General features: G+C 44.2%; 11 protein-coding genes. 3 read left to right on the top strand and 8 right to left on the bottom strand.

The genetic code is table 11. The features are described from left to right. Window positions 1-35 precede the first annotated feature (35 nt). On the top strand, window positions 36-1,001 hold the full coding sequence (locus tag GX089_11760) for an NAD-dependent epimerase/dehydratase family protein (GenBank protein ID NLP03164.1): 966 nt from the start codon (window positions 36-38) through the stop codon (window positions 999-1,001). Window positions 1,002-1,114: 113 nt separating this feature from the next. Here the strand turns inward: GX089_11760 and GX089_11755 are convergent, their stop codons facing one another. Together GX089_11755 and GX089_11750 are read right to left on the bottom strand one after the other, a co-directional pair. Beyond that, window positions 1,115-3,418 (bottom strand): OmpA family protein, encoded by a 2,304-nt coding sequence (locus GX089_11755; GenBank protein NLP03163.1) that lies wholly within the window; start codon window positions 3,416-3,418, stop codon window positions 1,115-1,117. 25 nt (window positions 3,419-3,443) lie between these two features. Next, window positions 3,444-5,627 carry a hypothetical protein gene (locus tag GX089_11750; GenBank protein ID NLP03162.1) on the bottom strand — a complete coding sequence of 728 codons (2,184 nt, stop codon included), beginning with the start codon at window positions 5,625-5,627 and terminating at the stop codon, window positions 3,444-3,446. 280 nt (window positions 5,628-5,907) lie between these two features. Here GX089_11750 and GX089_11745 point away from each other — a divergent pair, with 280 nt between their 5' ends. Then, complete coding sequence (locus tag GX089_11745; GenBank protein NLP03161.1) at window positions 5,908-6,963, top strand: 2-hydroxyacid dehydrogenase; 1,056 nt, start codon at window positions 5,908-5,910, stop codon at window positions 6,961-6,963. 69 nt (window positions 6,964-7,032) lie between these two features. On the opposite strand, the gene GX089_11740 is transcribed toward GX089_11745, so the two are convergent. The 3 genes from GX089_11740 to GX089_11730 form a co-directional block, all read right to left on the bottom strand. Further along, window positions 7,033-7,230, bottom strand: a complete 198-nt coding sequence (locus GX089_11740; protein ID NLP03160.1) for a hypothetical protein — start codon at window positions 7,228-7,230, stop codon at window positions 7,033-7,035. An 84-nt stretch (window positions 7,231-7,314) separates the two neighbouring features. Next, window positions 7,315-7,938: a hypothetical protein gene (locus tag GX089_11735; protein ID NLP03159.1), complete on the bottom strand. Its 624-nt coding sequence runs from the start codon at window positions 7,936-7,938 to the stop codon at window positions 7,315-7,317. 32 nt (window positions 7,939-7,970) lie between these two features. Beyond that, complete coding sequence (locus tag GX089_11730) at window positions 7,971-8,879, bottom strand: ABC transporter ATP-binding protein (protein NLP03158.1); 909 nt, start codon at window positions 8,877-8,879, stop codon at window positions 7,971-7,973. Between the two features lie 220 nt (window positions 8,880-9,099). On the opposite strand from GX089_11730, the gene ispH reads away from it, so the two are divergent. Beyond that, window positions 9,100-10,863: a 4-hydroxy-3-methylbut-2-enyl diphosphate reductase gene (ispH, locus tag GX089_11725; GenBank protein ID NLP03157.1), complete on the top strand. Its 1,764-nt coding sequence runs from the start codon at window positions 9,100-9,102 to the stop codon at window positions 10,861-10,863. A gap of 174 nt (window positions 10,864-11,037) precedes the next feature. Here ispH and GX089_11720 read toward each other — a convergent pair whose 3' ends face one another. The 3 genes from GX089_11720 to GX089_11710 are packed head-to-tail and all read right to left on the bottom strand — an operon-like array spanning window position 11,038 to window position 13,686. Next, a complete protein-coding gene (locus GX089_11720) occupies window positions 11,038-11,739 on the bottom strand; it encodes an ABC transporter ATP-binding protein (protein NLP03156.1) in 702 nt (233 codons plus the stop codon). 55 nt (window positions 11,740-11,794) lie between these two features. After that, complete coding sequence (locus GX089_11715) at window positions 11,795-13,057, bottom strand: hypothetical protein (protein ID NLP03155.1); 1,263 nt, start codon at window positions 13,055-13,057, stop codon at window positions 11,795-11,797. Further along, window positions 13,042-13,686: an HAD-IA family hydrolase gene (locus tag GX089_11710; protein NLP03154.1), complete on the bottom strand. Its 645-nt coding sequence runs from the start codon at window positions 13,684-13,686 to the stop codon at window positions 13,042-13,044. Before GX089_11710 ends, GX089_11715 begins: the two co-directional genes overlap by 16 nt. Window positions 13,687-13,961: the final 275 nt, after the last annotated feature.

Raw genomic sequence — 13,961 nt, 5'->3', positions numbered from 1 at the left:
AAAAATTAAGTTTTCCTGAGAAGAGCAGATAAAAAATGATAATGAATAAAAAAGCAATGATCACCGGAATCACCGGCTTTGCAGGCAAATGGCTTTCGGAGTACCTGATCGAATACGGTTATGAGGTCTACGGTATCGACAAGGATCCATCCTGTTCCATCACAGGAGTCAACTACAGTCAGATTAGCATTCTCGATTCAGACAGACTGGGCGACTACCTCTCCAGTATCAAGCCTGACGAAGTATATCACCTGGCTGCAATCAGTTTTCCTCCGGAAGCGGACAAATCTCCCAGGAGTTCTCTCGAAGTCAATATTACAGGGACGGTTTCTGTACTTGACGCCGTAAGAAGGGGCAATCCTGATGTGAGGACTCTGCTTATCGGGTCTTCAAAGGAGTACAGCCGTGAATCAATCACTGAGCGATTTACGGAAGAATCCAACCCCGATCCGGTGGATTTCTACGGAGTATCAAAATATTGCGCGGAGTTGATCGGGATGCAATATGTAAAGCGCTTCGGAATGGATATCCGCTTTACCAGATCATTCAATCATACCGGTCCGGGGCAGTCTTCCCTCTTTGTATGTTCCGACTGGGCAAAACAGGTTGCCGGGATCTCTCTTGGTTTATCGGAGCCTGTTATCTTTGTCGGTAATCTTCAGTCCACAATCGACTTTTCAGATGTAAGGGATGTGGTGAGAGCTTATCATCAGATACTTGACAGGGGTATAAAGGGAGAAGTATACAACGTCTGCAGCGGAAAAGGCTATACCCTTAACTGGATTCTTGAATACCTGACAGGGAAAAGCCGGGTAAAAATTGAAATCCGCACCGAGGAGAAAAAACTTCAGATACACGGGACTCGTGGCCAGGTAATTGGTGACAACAGCAGGTTAACCGGGCAGACGGGATGGAGAAGCAGAATCCCTTTTGAAAAAACTCTGGATGATATTTACGATTACTGGTATACCCACCTCAGCAAGAGTTCAAGCCCGGACTGACCCGGGCAATCCGGTGTAATTCCTCTGTTTACAGATAATTTTCCCTGCACAATTTTGTATTTAAGGAATAGATGCGGCACAGGATCATTCTCTCCTGTACCGCACAGAGTGTTTTAGAAGCGGGTGCCTTTTATTTTAGAATTTTTCACTTTGTCTCTAAACACCTCTTCCCTTGTCTTGAGCATCTGATAATCTTCCTCACTCTCGATTATCTTGAACTCAACACGTCTGTTAAGGGCTCGTCCGTTGGCGGTTTTGTTATCCGCTATGGGCATTGTTTCACCATAGCCGATAGCCAGGATACTGCTTTCCGGGATACCTTTTGACAACAGATAGGCACGGACAGTACCGGCGCGGGCGGCAGAAAGCACCAGGTTGTACTCATCGGAACCCTGATCATCTGTATGCCCCTGAATCTCATAGCGCAGGTGAGAATACTGCTTGAGGAAATCCGCGATGTAATCCAGAGCGGCGAAAGAAACAGGCAGCAACTCAGCACTTCCTGTTTTGAAATTGATTGCACGCAGTTTTGTGTTGAGCACCTTTGTTTCTTTCTCAGACGGCCTGATAAGAGTATCGGGACATCCGTCATCGTCTTTGTATCCGTTATATGTTTCCGGTTCCGAGATGCAGTTATCAACTGTGTCCGGGATTCCATCCTTGTCATTATCGTAATCCGGACACCCATCGTCATCTTCAAACAGGTCTATATCCTCCGGCAGATTAGGACATTTGTCAAGAGAATCCGGAACACCATCTCCATCATTGTCATACTCCGGACATCCATCATCATCCTGGAAATTGTCCTTGTCTTCAGGGACATTGGGACAATTGTCAAGAGAATCCGGTATACCGTCGTTATCATTGTCATAATCCGGACACCCGTCTTTATCCTCAAACCCGTCGGGGTCCTCAGGATTTCTGGGACACTTATCGACATTATCCGGTATACCATCCTTGTCTGTGTCAACTTCCATTCCCCAGGCGAAGTTGAGCCCGACGGCAAGCTCCATACCCCTTTTAGGGATGAGAAACGGAGATCCAACTGCCTTGTATGAGGCATTTGCGGAGACGTACTTGAAATCGATACCAGCACCTACTGCAGAAGCGATGAGTTCCGGTCCTCCAAAAATAAGACCGAGCCTTACAGGCAAATACCCTCTCAGGGTACCAGCTTCACCACCAATTGAGAGCCTGGGAATCATCCTGCGTCCCGGACTTCTTGAGAGCTGCTGCTCGTAGTTGGCGCTGGCGTTTGCGTATTCAGCAAGATATCTCAGCTTCTGGTTCTTTTGTCTGGAAAGATCCCAGGAGTAGGCATACCCTATGTTAACTGAGAAAGGAAGAAGAGTGGCAAAACCATTACCGGTTTTCAGGGAATCATCACTCTCAATAAAATCATCATCGTCTTTCTCTAAATAGTCATAGGCGGTGTAATGATCTTTATCTATTTCATAAGAGACTTCCTTTACACCTTTCATCCAGAACAAGACTCCGATATTATGGAAATTTATGACCATTGTCCCATGCTCGTCGTAAAGAATACCTCCCAGATCTACACCAATACCGTGACCTGACACAGGGAGAATGGATTGTGAAAAAGGGCTGTCCCAATCCCAGTTGCCATAGAAACCTGTACCTGCAGACTTGATTTTGATGTTACCGTTAAAATCGATGTCATTTGTAATCTCACTATACTCTACGGACCCCATTTCTGTTTCAGATTTCAAAATTGAATGGCCCATGATATATTTGACACTCAAACCTCCGGCCCCGTATCTAAGTTTGAAGAAGTTATGCAGAGCCGGGACATAAACAGGTAATCCTATGCTGAAAGTAAAATCTGTTGCCCAGATTGCTTCCTCCCGAAGTCCGCTGAAATCGAGCTTGTTACCCTGCAGTAAACCCTTAGTTTCGGAAAAAATCGTATAAAAGAAACCTTCCGGTATCTTTATTTCAGCATCCATGTGCGTAGTGATATCAAAAGCAAACCGGTTCCAGGCATAGCTGAGCAGTGATGCTCTGGCTCCTGCGTAGGCGCGGGTTCCGCCTTTGAGTTCTTCTGTCAATTTTTCAGAAACTTCCGACTCGCTGAGTCCGTACAAGTCAAAACTTCTTGTAAGCACTTCACTGGTAAGGATGGAGTATTTGTTAAAATCAGCACCAATTAAAGGTGTAAGACACAGTTTATCACTCCAGACCCCTATTCCGAAGTTCGACGCGGGAAATGGCATACCGCCTTTCGGGATTCTCTCCACCCCAAGAACTGCCGGGTTGTGAATCGCACCCTCAAACGTACGTCCCAGCGCATTACGGGTCTGCGTGTTTCCATTACTGATCGGATTATTATCCACATCAGACAGGACTGCTACACTGAAAAGAAGGACTATTATTAATGATAAAATAGACGGTTTCATTTATTTTCAGCCTCTCTGTTTGAATTTACCATATCAGTAATGAGTCTGCGTTGTTTATTCCCTCAACATGGAGCCAGGAATTGATCCTTATGAAATCTGTATCAACCATTGCATCCCTTTCCTGTTCCATAAATCTCACCATCCAGCGCCATCCGCATGAATCTGAACTCAGAATGGTCTCAAGCTGTTTATCATTCAAGATGATCGAATTAAAAACTGAATCTGCATTTCTGGGTGGAATATAAATGCCCTTAGTGCCTAAAAGATTTACATATCCCTCTTCTTCCGCTTTTCCTTCATCGAATAACAGGCTGTAGAACCGGTTGGTTTCCATGGAGTCAAGGGAATCGATGAGTATTTCTGGTGCGACAAGCGCAAATATGTAAAGATTCAGATTGGAATTGTTGGAAACATACATATTAAAGCTTGCGAGGCGATCCTCAAGTCTGCCTACATAATCGAGCACCTCAGGAACTTCAAACCTTCCGCTCCCCAGGTCCATGTTTACTGTATCCAACACCTCCCAGTCCAGCTTGGCATTGAGACGGTAATCGGTATTTATGCGTATTATCATCCGTCCAATGAAACTGTTGAAATCAGGATCAGTAACCTTCAAATCATTGACTACCCTCATCCTTGTACCTGCAGGTATACGAAGTCTGGTAGATATTGCGATACTGTCGGGGTAGAGATTTGTTACTCTGGTGATATTGATCGATCTTATGAAGGAAGAGTCAGTGTTGACATTTTTAAAAATGGTTCTTGTGGAATCTGCAACCTGAACTGAATCAGGACAGTACCACAGGAAATCAATTACCATTGTGTCAACAAACGCTTCATCCGGCATCCCGGCTTGTACCTGTACATCTCCAATGACCTCATGAAGTACAAATTTTCCACGCAATGAATCTTTGATTGCATTACCTAAAAAGGATAGTTCAATCGGGATCATTACCGTATCACCGTCCTTATTGAAGGATTCCATTACTGTGCCTTCAAAATCTTCAAATTTGAAAGATCGTGCGCTGATAGAAAATATGAGTGAATCGGATGAGTTCAGGGTAATCTTGTCGCCCCTGGGAGTGGAAGTACTTACATGATAATTTACAATAGTGACCGATTCTTTCTTTTCTCTATCCCATTCTGGAAAAAGTCGTTTAGCCGAGAGATCCAGGTTTTTGAAACTGGTTTTCTGTCTGGCCGGAACTACTGTCTCGTTCTGGTTTAAATCCCCCCAGAAGTAATTCGAATCGGCTCTCACAAGGTCTTCTACACTGATTATTCCTCTGGATTCCACATGAGATCTGATCCACACATTTTCATGGATCATCTTAAGCCTCAGTTCCAGATTAGTATGATTAGTGAGAGAGTATGCAAAAGCACCTTCAGATACGTCTATATAGTCAATATCAACCGTGTCTGTCAATCTGTAAGCATTTGAAAATTTCATTGAAAGGTTGATAAGGTGATCATTAACCGTCAAACTGGAAGCCAGAAGCCCATTCAGAGACATCTCTATATCAAGAGACTTTCCTGCTGCTCCATCTGTACTGCCGGATATTGTTACAACAGCCGTATCGTACAAAGTTTTGCCGCTGACATCGATCTGTGCAGTGCGGGTTCCTCCTGCTGGAATCAATCCCACGTTATCAGATCCCAACCCGGCTATTGCTATAGAAACATTGCTGATAGATGATGCTGAGGGGTTTTTAAGAGTGATGTTCAATATATTCACTGAAGTATCATAGAAGACTATGCGGTAAACACTATCAATATCAATCGTTACCGGAACCGAAAATGCTCCTGCTGCTGCAGGGATTGGAAATGTGACACCAAGCTCTCTTGCTCCGGAAACAGGAATAGGACCAATAGAGGCATGGTAAAGCTTTTCCCCAAGTGAATCCTGGTGGTTTTCAAAACTGGAGGTATCACTTCGGATAGTTGAAAAGACAACTGTATCGCCAATAATCGTATCAGGAACAAGATCTTTGATATTTGTAGAATAAGTTTTCAGGACCTTGAGGATGTCCATAGTGCTGTCGAACTCAAAGAGTCCGGGCATCTCCTCCCCTATTACAAAAGATTCATTGGTGACAGGAATCTCAAACTTTGTGCGCCATTTAAGCGGATAATCCACCGGATTAGCGCAATAAAACAGAAAAAGGCCACAAAGGGCCCAGGAAAGATGAATTACTTTCAGGTTTTTCACGACTGCTCCTTTCAAAGGCATTTAATCGTGCAAATAGGATATCATCAAATTATTTAAAATTCATCGAAAAAAAAGGAATCATTGCAAATGCCCGGTAAATCCAAATATAGTTGTTACAGAAATTTAAAATGTTTAAAATATCTATCTCAGCGCAACCCCCTGATTAAACGCTTAATAAATTAATTCTACATCAGGGCAGATCAATTTTTACGGTTGTGTACGGTTTTTGCAATGTATCTTTTTTCTTTTAATCAATTTCAGACAACCGGAGGAGAAAAAGATGGCAAAACTTCGCATAGCCATGTTTGATGCCAAGCCTTACGACAAGGAGTTTTTTGATCGCATAAACAAAGATCCCAGGTATGGATACGAAATCCACTACATCCCCGGGCATCTAACCAAAGATACTGTCACCCTCTCCAGCGGATTCGACGTGGTTTGTGTGTTTGTCAACGACATCATCGATGAACTTATCATTAACAGCCTCATGGAGCACAAAATACGACTGCTTGCGCTCCGCTCAGCCGGATTCAACAATGTAGACCTTAAAGCAACATTCGGGAAGATCCACGTAGTGAGGGTTCCTGCTTATTCCCCCTATGCAGTAGCAGAACACGCTGTAGCGCTGATGCTCTCTCTTAACCGCAAAACTCACAAGGCCTATTTCCGAACTCGTGACAGTAATTTCACAATTAATAATCTGCTTGGGTTCGATATGCACGGGAAAACAGCCGGAGTGATAGGTACAGGAAAGATCGGCAAAATAGTGATACAAATCCTCAAAGGCTTCGGAATGCAGGTTCTCTGTCATGATGTTTATCCTGATAATGATTTTGCGGAAAAGAACGGGGCAAAATACGTTGACCTGGATACATTGTACAGAAATTCCAATATCATTACACTCCATTGCCCATTAACCCCTGAAAATGTACACATGATCAATACCGATACTATCTCCAGAATGAAAGATGGGGTAATGATTATAAATACCGGGAGAGGAAAGCTGATAAATACGCGTGACCTGATAGAAGGGCTTAAAAGCCGTAAAATCGGTTCAGCCGGTCTTGATGTCTACGAGGAAGAGGGAGATTATTTCTTCGAGGATTTCTCTGCAGAAGCTATCAGTGACGATGTCCTGGCAAGGCTCCTTACCTTCCCCAATGTCCTTATCACTGCTCATCAGGCGTTCTTTACCAAAGAAGCGCTTACCTCTATTGCAGAGACCACCCTGGAAAACATACGCCTCTTTTTCGCCGAGGATAAACTTCCAAACGAGATCTGTTATCACTGTTCTGATGGAAGGTGTATAAAACAGGAGAAAGGAAAGTGTTTTTAATCTAAAGTTGTCTAATAAATAGGAAAGGGGCAATTGCTGCCCCCTTTGCTTTGAAAAATTTTTGCGATCTTAGTCCAGTGTTGCTCCGCTCCTTTTTAAATCATCAATCATCTGATCTGAGAAACTGGGTACCTTCTCTTTCACATCATCCCAGTTCCTGTAAGGACGATTTTCCACAAGATATTCAGCCCTGGTATCCCCCATCATCCTTAGAGACATCAACTCCTCTTTACTGGCTGTGTTGATATTTATCTTTCTTTTAGGCATAACTTTCCTCCTTTAAACTGCACCCGAAGATGCTTTGCACAATAACAAAATGCAAATAGCATACCATTTTACTTCAGCTACTACTTACAAAATCACCTGCTGCAGTATCCGCTCACCATTGAACTCACGCCTGGCCAGAATAGAGGTAAACACACCCATTACCAGAAGAACCAGTATCAGTATAACAGGTGAAAGAGGAAAAACCGAGTTCACTGCCATGTAAACAGATACGATCACCGCCAGAAGAAAAAGATTTGCAAAATGAAGCAGTCTGGGGTTTGATATTCTGACAGAGAGATAAGCACTGTTAGATACATTCAGAAATACTGAGGCGGCATAGATCAGAAAATCAGCGGCATTTACACTTCCCCCGCTGCTATTAAACAGAAAGCGTGGCCATAGAAGCCCCAGTAACAGGCATATACCCCCAATTATCAGACTCATCATGATCACAAAGAGCATCTTCCCGAAAAGAATACTGCTTCTGGACAGCCCGGATGTAATAAGTATCTCAAGTGCGCCGGTGATCCTTTCGGAAATAAAAACCGTGCTGGAAAAGTTCGCAGATACAACTACAGAGAAAAAAACCAGCCACAACGCCCCTAATCTGATACCGGAATCATCTCCGGATCCAAGCAGAAAACTCCAGGAGAGCACCAGGATTGCATAGAGGCCAAAGACTCCCCGATCCGACCCTATAAAGCACATCCATTCTTTCCTTAATACTTGCAATATGCTTTTCATGCAGATATTCCACCGTTTCCGCAAATACCCCTCACAGCATCCCCAATAGCACTGTCTCTTTCCTGCCGCACCTCCCTGATCCGGCATCCTGCACTCACAAGAGAGCTGATCAGTTCAGGAATAGCTGTATCAGGATGATCGATTTCAAAACGCCAATACCCATCATAGATGATATTGAGTCCCCCGGCCTTTTCTATAAGAGACTTCCATTGCGGCGAGTCATCAGTTACCACAGCCCATTGGGAACAAATCTCCCTGTTGAGTTCAACCAGGTGTTTGTCGCGGAGGACTCCGATTCTTCCGCACAGTTTATCGATAATCTCCAGTTGATGAGAACTGATAATCATCGCTGCCCCGCGGTCACGAGCCTCCCTGACCATCCGGCAAAAGTGATCGTATGCGGTGATATCAAGAGCCACCACCGGCTCATCGAGAAATAAAACCTTTGGCCACCCCAGGAAGGCTCTGCAGATGGCACACTGCATTTTCTGACCTCTTGAAAGATATTTGACTTTCTTTTTGCTGTTAAAGATATCGGTGTCTTTCCAGTACTCAGCAAAGTAACTTTCTGCTTCTGCGGCTGAAATGCCTTTTGCCGCCGCATAGATGGAGAGATTCTCACGGACTGTCAGATTCCCCCAGAAACCATCATGCTCCAGCACCACTCCAATACCACGGTAAAACTCCTCCCTGTGTTCCCAGGGGTTAAACCCCCTTACCGAGATATTTCCACTGTCGGCTCTCAGATTTCCAAGCAGCAGCCGCAGAAGCGTGGTCTTTCCCGCCCCATTGAGACCTACAAGTCCATACACAAGGCCCTCATCGACCTGCAATGAAAGGTCTTCAAGAATCGAATACTTACCAAAGGATTTCCAGATATTTTCTGCTGTTATGATTGGGGGCATAATGTAAAAATGGCAAATGGCAAGTCTTAAACCATGATTTTCTTGATTAAAGGATGTATTGAAATTTGGAAGAAGAAGCCTTTAAGGAATTACCTTGGTTGAGTTCTGAATTTGAATATTAGATTAGATTAGAAGATTACTTTCATGATTCCTGTTTTATTTTTAACAAATTAGTAATTTCTGTTTAGAATCGGACTACTCCGGAGAAGAAGACAGATAGATGAAGATAATAGTTGCGAAAACTGCAGGGTTCTGCATGGGAGTTAAAAGAGCTGTTGATCTTGCTCTGGAGAATTCATCAGGATCATCCAAAGAGATAAAGACTTTAGGCCCACTGATCCACAATTCCCAGACGATTGAGATGCTGCGCCAGCGCGGAGTAACTGCACTGGAGGAGAATCAGGAACCAGGGGAAAAGTCAAAACTCCTGATCAGGGCTCACGGGGTTCCCCCGGAAATCCAGTCCAGGTATGAAAAAGTCGGACATACAATAATCGATGGAACATGTCCAAAAGTAAAAACAGTACACAAGGTGATCTCCAGGTTTCGTGAACTGGGCTTCCTAATTGTGATCACCGGTGATAAAGGTCATGCGGAGGTAATCGGGTTATCAGGTTATGCCGGAGATGCAGGGTTTCTGATCCAGAGTGTTGAAGACATAGAAAGGATTCCCGAAAGTGAAAAAATCTGTCTTGTTTCACAAACAACATTTGACCGATCACTCTTTGACAGAATCGCATCGGGTATAAAAGATAGATTTCCTGCATCTGAAGTTGTCATAAAGAAGACAATCTGCGCAGCCACAGACCAGAGACAGGCTGAAGTGGCCGACCTGGCCGGCCATGTTGACGCAATGATAGTGGTCGGGGGAAAAAACAGCGCAAACACCCAGAGACTGGCAAAAATAGCTAGCTCCTGCGGAACACCGACTCAACTGGTGGAAAACGAGGAGGAGATAAACTGGGAGGCAATTCAGGATTGTGAGATAGTGGGTGTTGCAGCAGGAGCATCAACGCCGAACTGGATGATAAAACAGGTTACGGATTACCTGCAGCTTATGGACCGAACCAGAAAGCACAATATCCACAACATGATCTGGAATTCTCTCGATGTTATTGCCAACATGAATATCTTTGTAGCATTTGGTGCGGTTGCTGTGTACTACGCCTCATGCACACTGCAGGGAATCTCTTTCAGCCTCCCCGGAGCAGTACTGTCTTTTCTTTACTTTTTATCGATGTATCTCTGGAACAGCCTTGCAAGCATAGAGTCAACCCAGCATCATGGACTCTCAAGATACAACTTTTATCAACTGCACAAAAAATCTCTCCTGCTGCTCTCAGGGATAAGCATCCTTTCTCTTCTGGTTATGAGTCTTCTTATCAGTCCGATTCTGTTTTATCTGATGTTTTTCGCCTGCTTTGCCGGTTCGGTTTACCACTTGACAATTGTGCCTGCAAAGTTCAGGAGTATACTGCATTATAAAAAACTCAAAGATATTCCTACCTCCAGGGATATTTTTGTGGCCATTGCCTGGGCAACGGTTTTGACTTTCATCCCACAGGTATTGAATGGAAACATCCAATTGCGGCCAGTATCTATTGCCACCTTTATCTGGATTTTCATACTGGGTTTTTTCCGTTCTCTGATCTTTGACCTGAGAGATATCGAGGGAGACAGGATTATGGGAAGAGAAACTCTGATAACTATTTTCGGAGAGAAGAGGGCACGCAAAACAATCCACCTTATGATCTGGTGCTGTCTTGTCTCCCTGCTGGTCTTTCCGGCGTTTATCGGTCCCAGCACTTACAGACACCAGAATACCATCAGGTTTTTTCTTCAGATCCCAACGCTTTTCTACGCCTCATCTTTTATCAGGTGGAATCCCCGTATCCGCCACAGCCGTCCGGCCCTGTTCAATCTGCTTGCCGACGGGGTCTTTTATATAGTAGCAATTGGAGCCTGGGTGTCTTCGATACTGTGAGAGATTTATCAGGTAGCACAGTTTAACCCTGTATTGGTATCGGAATCAGAATAGTTGTAAAGTAAAGCCAGGGATTATGTAGTATCTGGTGGATAGATCAGGTAGTGCACAGTATTCGATACCGATACCGATGTCGATACCGACCAAAAAGATCAGTAAAATGCCTGTCAAACTTTACTTGACCAGCCTCACAAAGACATCCTCCAGAGTTTCACCGTCTCTGACAAGGCTGGAAATGGACCCGCTGGCAAGAACTTTCCCGTGGTTAAGGATCATTGCTGAGCTGCACAGTCTCTCTACTTCCGAAAGTATATGTGAGTTCAGAAGCAGAGTCATTTTCTGGCTTTTCAGGTCTTCCAGTATTACCCTGAACTCTCTTATTCCAATGGGATCGAGACCATTGACAGGTTCATCGAGTATAAGAAGGTCCGGAGAACAGAGAAGCGTAGCACTGAGACCGATTCTCTGTATCATTCCCTTGGAATAGGTGCCGGCACGATTTTTCTGGTGCACTCTCATACCGGTCAGCTCAAGCGCCCGGTCGATTGCGCTCTCAGCAGCTTTCCCATGTAAAGAACACAGGTAAGCCTGTCTTCTGAGAAAATCCCTTCCGCTCAGGTAAAGAGGGATTCTGATATTTTCAGGCAGATACCCCACACCCTGTCTGGCCTCCGGCAGACGGCAACTGATTTTCTTTATAAATGCTCTTCCGGAATCGGGTCTGGTGAAATCCAGAAGAATTCTTATGATCGTGGTTTTTCCGGCACCGTTTGGCCCTAACAGTGCCAGGTATTCTCCTTTACTGACATCCAGAGAAACATTTTCAAGCGCGGTAAGTTTCCCGTATCTCTTTGTCACAGATTCCAGTTTAATCATTCTGTCCGCCACAAATTCCGAATTGATATAGGTCGGTTGTACCTGTTTAAGAACACTATTTTTGTAATATACAAAGAGGAACAGAGACGGGTTTTTTCCCGTCTGTATAATACCTGCCGGGTTTACCCATTCGTTTTGACTTTGCCAGAGTACCGTTTATAACTGTCAACGCCACATCAAAGGCATCCTGACCAGGTTCGACCGGGATATCGGGAGGAATCCCGACCGTATCATAAGGAATTCCGTTAAGAGATGGTGACAGAAGACCGCTTGTGACTATCGCAATTACACGGTCAGGACCGTCAACCCAGACCTGCATTCTGGCTTTACCGTATGTGGTATCTCCAATAAGTATAACCTCCGGGCGGTTTACCTTGATACAGGAGATTAATATCTCCGATGCACTGGCAGAGAGGCTGTCAGCAAGGATTATTAAATGCCTGTTTGCTGCTGAGCCACCACCACTGGTTGAATAGACTGTATCAACTGCATAAGAATTATACCTGTCATCCATTTTACGCTCCTGCGATCTTATCACCGGAGAATTAGTCAAAACCATCTCTCCGGCAATCTCAAGACACTGATCTACCAGACCTCCGGGATTTCCCCTGAGGTCAAGAATGGTGTACTGAGCCCACTCAGTGGCACGAAGTGCATTTTTAAACTCCTGCGCCGATCCTCCCGGTGTATTGGATTCACTTATAAACATGCTCAGGTGCATGAATGCTATTGCTGAATCAATGGTATCTACAAATACTGTAGGGCTTTTGAAAAAATCTAAAATGATATCTTTATTAATAATGGTATCCCCGCGTTTAATCCCAAGAGTTACCTCTGCACCGATATCACCGCTGATGAGATTCTGAACACTATACCAGGTCATTCCGACTGTACTCTGCCCGCTGACTTCAATAACAGTATCCCGTCTAAGCAGTCCGGCTCTTTCTCCCGGAGCATCGGGAAAGACATCTTTTATAACATAACCATTGTAAACCGAATCCATGAGTAGACCTATTCCCGCCACCTCACTTTCGGAATTTATCAAATTCCTGAGTCTCTCAGCCAATTCTGTTGAATAAAATCTGGTGTATGGTTCATTTACGAAAAGATAAAGTTCCTCCGGAGAAGAGAAACCATACAGGTCAGTTGGCAGTCTCTCCTGGAAAATGAAATAATTCCTTAATACCCAGGCAGCAAATCGATACTGTTCCGGAATATCATCCTTTTCAGCACCAAAAGGCAGAATGCCGCAGGAAAAAATCAATGGAATAAAAAGAACTGATACTGGTTTGAAGAGCTTTTTCACGATATCAGGCATAGGTCCCTCATATCACTGATAATGTGAGTCGGTTTTATGGTCAGATCCGAGATTTCTGTCAGACTCCACTTAACAAAAGCAGTATCGGTCCCGGCGTTTTTACCACACTCGATATCATATATAGAATCACCAACAAAGAGAGCTTCCTCCGGCCTGCCCCCCAGAAGTTCCAGTGCTTTTACTGCCGGATCGGGTTGAGGTTTGTGTCTCGATGTGTCCTCGGGGGTAATGAGATACTCGAAAAAGTGAAGTATCCCTGTTTCAGAGAGATAGAGTTCCAGGGTGTTTTTCATTCTCGATGTGACAACCGCGCATCTTTTTCCCCTTTCCTTCAGTTCTTTTAACCCCTCTCCAACCCCGGGGAAAAGCCTCAGATACTGTTTGTAAATTGAGAGCTGGTATTCCATATGATATTTCCTGAGAAATTCAAATTTCTGGTCTGTCATTTTGCCGAAATAAATCTCCATCTGGTCCCGAAGTGTCAAACCGATATTGGAGATAATCTGCGTGTCGGAGAGAGGGGCACTTCCCAGGAATTCCGCTGTGTGTTTAAAACAACTGCAGATCATACCCGTGGTATCAAAGAGTGTCCCGTCTGCATCAAAGAGGTAGTATCGATATTGTTTCATCTGCTCGTCTTTTCCCGGAAGCGGAGAGTATTTGAATAAGTAACAATAAAGGGTAAAAATAAAAGGTTTCACATCGGTAGTACAATTGACCCTGATTTACCTGATTAAAGAATTACCGTGATTATGGTTCTCAGACTTTAAACTTAAGTCACTCTTTCACCCCGGAGTCGAATCTGTGATTTAGCGGATTAATTCACTTTTTCATATCTGAGATATAGTATTCCCCCAGGTTCGTATTCTTTCCCCCAACCACCAAAATTTATTTTTCTTCTCAC

The organism is Fibrobacter sp. (genome assembly GCA_012523595.1).
Classification (GTDB): domain Bacteria; phylum Fibrobacterota; class Chitinivibrionia; order Chitinivibrionales; family Chitinispirillaceae; genus JAAYIG01.
The sequence above is the reverse complement of the archived record's forward strand: the minus strand, read 5'-3'. Positions and strand labels throughout refer to the sequence as shown.